The sequence below is a fragment of the Micromonospora sp. NPDC049089 genome (assembly GCF_040648775.1).
Classification (GTDB): domain Bacteria; phylum Actinomycetota; class Actinomycetes; order Mycobacteriales; family Micromonosporaceae; genus Micromonospora.
The window spans coordinates 1-4,087 of the sequence record NZ_JBEZEH010000331.1 but is presented as its reverse complement, the minus strand read 5'-3'; the positions used below and the strand labels follow the sequence as shown (position 1 = coordinate 4,087).

Genomic DNA, 4,087 nt, shown 5'->3' with positions numbered 1-4,087 from the left:
TTTTTGTGTTTGTGTTGTTGTGGGGGGGGGGGGGGGGGGGGGGGCCCCCCCCCCCCCCCCCCCCGACCGCTCACCTCAGACCTCTTCGACCGAGCTCGGCTCGCGCCGGGACAGGTCGATGCCCAGCTCCTCAGCGGCCCGGAACACCTCGTCGTCGGTCTCGCGCATTTCCAGGGCCACACCGTCGCTGGAGAGCACCTCAACGTTGAGGCACAGCGACTGCAGCTCCTTGAGCAGCACCTTGAACGACTCCGGGATGCCCGGCTCCGGGATGTTCTCGCCCTTGACGATGGCCTCGTAGACCTTCACTCGGCCGAGCACGTCGTCGGACTTGATCGTGAGTAGCTCCTGCAGGGCGTAGGCAGCGCCGTACGCCTGCATCGCCCAGCACTCCATCTCACCGAAACGCTGACCACCGAACTGCGCCTTACCACCCAGCGGCTGCTGCGTGATCATCGAGTACGGGCCGGTCGAACGAGCGTGGATCTTGTCGTCGACCAGGTGGTTGAGCTTCAGGATGTAGACGTAGCCGACCGCGATCGGGTCCGGAAGAGGCTCACCGGAACGACCGTCGAAGAGCTGCGCCTTGCCGGTACGACCGATCAGCTGCTTGCCGTCCCGGTTGGGCAGGGTCGACTCGAGCAGACCGGAGATCTCCTCCTCGCGGGCACCGTCGAAGACCGGGGTGGCCACGTTGGTGTCACCCTCGGACTCGTGCGCGTCGATCGAGCGGAGCTGGCGCTTCCACTCGGCGTCGTCGCCCTCGACCTTCCAACCGGTCTTGGCGACCCAACCGAGGTGGGTCTCCAGCACCTGGCCGATGTTCATCCGGCTCGGCACACCGAGCGGGTTGAGCACGATGTCGACCGGGGTGCCGTCCTCGAGGAACGGCATGTCCTCGACCGGCAGGATCTTCGAGATGACGCCCTTGTTGCCGTGCCGGCCGGCGAGCTTGTCGCCGTCCTGGATCTTGCGCTTCTGGGCGACGTAGACCCGGACCAGCTCGTTGACGCCCGGCGGCAACTCGTCGCCGTCCTCGCGGGAGAACGTGCGCACACCGATGACCGTGCCGGTCTCGCCGTGCGGCACCTTCAGCGAGGTGTCCCGAACCTCACGCGCCTTCTCACCGAAGATCGCGCGGAGCAGGCGCTCCTCCGGGGTCAGCTCGGTCTCACCCTTGGGCGTGACCTTGCCGACCAGGATGTCACCGGGGACTACCTCGGCGCCGATCCGGATGATGCCGCGCTCGTCGAGGTCAGCGAGCATTTCCTCGCTGACGTTCGGGATGTCGCGGGTGATCTCCTCCGGGCCGAGCTTGGTGTCCCGAGCGTCGACCTCGTGCTCCTCGATGTGAATCGAGGTGAGCACGTCCTGCTGCACGAGGCGCTGCGACAGGATGATCGCGTCCTCGTAGTTGTGGCCCTCCCAGCACATGAACGCCACCAGCAGGTTGCGTCCGAGTGCCATCTCGCCCTCGTCGGTGCACGGACCGTCGGCGATGACCTGACCGGCCTCGACGCGGTCGCCCTCGAAGACGACCGGCTTCTGGTTGACGCAGGAGCCGGCGTTGGAGCGGCGGAACTTGTGCAGCAGGTACGTCCGGCGGTGGCCGTCATCCTGGTGGATGGTGACGTAGTCGGCGCAGAGATCCTCGATCACACCGCCGACCTCGGCGACCACCACGTCGCCAGCGTCGACAGCGGCCCGGTACTCCATGCCCGTGCCCACGAGCGGCGCCTCGGCCTTGACCAGCGGCACCGCCTGGCGCTGCATGTTCGCGCCCATCAGTGCCCGGTTGGCGTCGTCGTGCTCGAGGAACGGGATCATGGCGGTCGCGACCGAGGTCATCTGCCGGGGCGAGACGTCCATGTAGTCGACGGCGCCGGGGACGACGTCCTCGGTCTCGCCGCCCTTACGACGGCAGAGCACCCGGTCCTCGGCGAACGTGCCGTCAGCCTTCAGGCGCGCGTTGGCCTGGGCCTTGACGAACCGGTCCTCCTCGTCCGCGGTCAGGTAGTCGATCTGGTCGGTGACCCGACCCTCGACGACCTTCCGGTACGGCGTCTCGATGAAGCCGAACGGGTTGACCCGGGCGAAGGTGGACAGCGCGCCGATCAGGCCGATGTTCGGGCCTTCCGGCGTCTCGATCGGGCACATCCGGCCGTAGTGGGACGGGTGCACGTCGCGGACCTCGAAGCCGGCCCGCTCCCGGGACAGACCACCCGGGCCGAGCGCGCTCAGCCGACGCCGGTGGGTCAGGCCCGCCAGCGGGTTGGTCTGGTCCATGAACTGGGACAGCTGGGACGTCCCGAAGAACTCCTTGATCGCCGCCACCACCGGGCGGATGTTGATCAGGGTCTGCGGGGTGATCGCCTCGACGTCCTGCGTGGTCATCCGCTCGCGGACGACCCGCTCCATCCGGGACAGGCCGACCCGAACCTGGTTCTGGATCAGCTCACCCACGGTACGGAGGCGCCGGTTGCCGAAGTGGTCGATGTCGTCGGCCTCGTAGCCGTCCTCACCGGCGTGCAGCCGGCACAGGTACTCCACGGTGGCGACGATGTCGTCCTCGGTCAGCGTGCCGGTGGTGATCGGCACGTCGACTTCCAGCTTCTTGTTGAACTTGTAGCGCCCGACCTTGGCGACGTCGTACCTCTTCGGGTTGAAGAAGAGGTTGTCGAGCAGGGTCTGGGCGTTCTCGCGCGTCGGCGGCTCGCCAGGGCGCAGCTTGCGGTAGATATCGAGCAGAGCCTCGTCGGCGCCGGCGATGTGGTCCTTCTCGAGCGTGGTCATCATCAGCTCGGACCAGCCGAACTTCTCACGAATTCGCTCGGCCGACCATCCGATGGCCTTGAGCAGGACGGTGACGGCCTGCCGACGCTTACGGTCGATGCGCACACCGACCGTGTCGCGCTTATCGATGTCGAACTCCAGCCAGGCACCCCGACTCGGGATGACCTTGACGCTGGAGAGGTCGCGGTCGGAGGTCTTGTCCGGCTGCTTGTCGAAGTACACGCCCGGAGACCGGACGAGCTGGCTGACCACGACGCGCTCGGTGCCGTTGATGACGAAGGTGCCCTTGGGCGTCATCATCGGGAAGTCACCCATGAACACCGTCTGGCTCTTGATCTCGCCAGTGGTGTTGTTGGTGAACTCCGCGGTCACGAAGAGCGGAGCGCAGTAGGTCAGGTCCTTCTCCTTGCACTCCTCGATCGAGGCCTTGACCTCGTCGAAGCGCGGCGCTGAGAAGGAGAGCGACATGGTGCCGGAGAAGTCCTCAATGGGACTGATCTCTTCAAGGATCTCCGCGAGACCCGATCGTGCGTGCGGGTCGTCCGCCGACCGGCCCTGCCAAGCCTCGTTGCCGACGAGCCAGTCGAAAGACTCGTTCTGAATGGCAAGGAGGTTGGGGACCTCGAGGTGTTCGGTGATCCTGCCGAATGAAACTCGGCGGGGAGCGAATGCGCTCGACGTACGACTGGTCTTCGCAGGGCGGGAAGCTGCCAAGATGCGTCCTTCCGAGGACCGGTGCTGCAGAACGGCTGGTACGCGTGCACTCCAATGACCCCACCAGAAATATCCGTAAACGGACATTTCCGAGCAGGGGTCAAGTCGGAAGGCAGCGCAAACTAGCAGTGTAGCCGAGAGGCTAACCGCTGTCCAGCCCACCCCGCAGGTTGTTTGCGGAGCGCGCCTCGGCCCCCGTCAACCGGGGTCTGCCGGGCCGCTCAGAACGCAACTCCCCACTGGGCCGCTCGGGTTACAGCGGCCGATGGTGCCGTCGCTGTCATACCCACGTCGTGGCCGTCGCAAGCGCGGTGTCTTGCTGGTGTCAGCGTGCCTGGCAGCCCCGGGCCGCGTCAAGGGCCGGTATCCGGGTTGTCCCTTGTTTCCCACTGGAGGGCGACCCGCCACGCTCGTTCGGGTCAAGGGTACCCACGGTCGGAGCCCAGCTCAGGACCGGTCGCAGCCAGATCCACACATACGGCGGGCGGCTACGGCAACGAGGTGCTCACCTACGACCCGGATGAGGGCGCGACAACCCGGGATCGGGTCGCGTATGTGCGTCCAGCGCCGGCGAGCGAGG

1 protein-coding gene is annotated in these 4,087 nt (G+C 66.6%); it reads right to left on the bottom strand.

The genetic code is table 11. The features are described from left to right. Positions 1-75: 75 nt before the first annotated feature. Positions 76-3,507, bottom strand: a complete 3,432-nt coding sequence (locus AB0B48_RS32125; RefSeq protein WP_357126527.1) for a DNA-directed RNA polymerase subunit beta — start codon at positions 3,505-3,507, stop codon at positions 76-78. Positions 3,508-4,087: the final 580 nt, after the last annotated feature.